Here is a 1,059-nt window from a genome sequence, read left to right as displayed (position 1 = left end):
GAAGAAGTACAGAACATATCGTTGATACGGTCTACCGCAGCAATGATAGCTAGACCTTCTGGTGGTAAACCTAGTTGGTGCAATAGAACACCTACCATTACAACACCACCACCTGGAACACCACCCGCACCGATAGACAGTAGCAAGATAGTTAGACCCAGAGTAAAGATGTCAGCCGTGTTGATTGGTTGACCGAATGCGTTTGCTACGAACATTGTCGCTAGTGCTATGTAGATAGAGACACCAGACATGTTCATTGTCGCACCCAGTGGTACACCGAAGCCTGCCACAGATCTTGATACACCAAGCTTTTCAGTTAGAGTGCGCATTGTTACTGGGATAGTCGCGTTCGAACTTGCCGTCGATAGTGAGAAAAGGATTTGCTCACGAGTTGCACGTAGGAATTGCTTAGGCGTAATACCTGTCGCGATACCAACCATCATTGGGTAGAAGAAGAAAATCCAGAACACTAGCATCGCAACAACAAGCGCTACATAGCCCGCTACAGACATAAGTGTCTCAGCGTTCAGTGTCGCACCTAGTTGAATCATCAGAGCGAATACACCAAATGGCGCCAAGCTCATTACTAGGCCGATAAGCTTCATCATGATTTCGTTAGCCATCTTGAACGTTTTGATCGCTGGACCGCCACGTGAATCAAGAGCCTGAATAGCAAGACCAGTCAAAATTGCCATGAAGATGATCTGTAGCATGTCGCCGCTTGCAAACGCCTGAACTGGGTTGCTAGGAACGATGTTCACAACAAGAGAGAAGATATCTGGAGTTTCAGTTGTTGTTAGTTGAACTGTCTCAGAGATCGTTCCGGCTAAATCTGCACCAGCACCCGGCTGGAAAATAAGGCCAACAGTTAGGGCTGCAGAAATCGCGATGATGGTGTTGATAATGTAAAGAGCAAAAGTTTTACCACCTAGGCGACCGAAAGAACGGATGTCTTTCAATTCAACAATTCCGCAAACGATAGATACGTATACCAGTGGAACAACCAATAGTTTGATCAAAGAGACAAACATACCACCGACACCTTCTGCTAGACCTAGC

General features: G+C 46.3%; 1 protein-coding gene. It reads right to left on the bottom strand.

Features of this window, described 5'->3' with window-relative positions:
* Positions 1-1,059: dicarboxylate/amino acid:cation symporter (locus tag AB4653_RS20830; protein ID WP_372105224.1), on the bottom strand; the 1,059-nt coding region annotated here is incomplete at both ends.

Source organism: Vibrio sp. 10N.222.48.A3 (assembly GCF_041475345.1).
Classification (GTDB): domain Bacteria; phylum Pseudomonadota; class Gammaproteobacteria; order Enterobacterales; family Vibrionaceae; genus Vibrio; species Vibrio tasmaniensis_A.
This window is presented reverse-complemented; position numbering and strand designations above follow the sequence as displayed.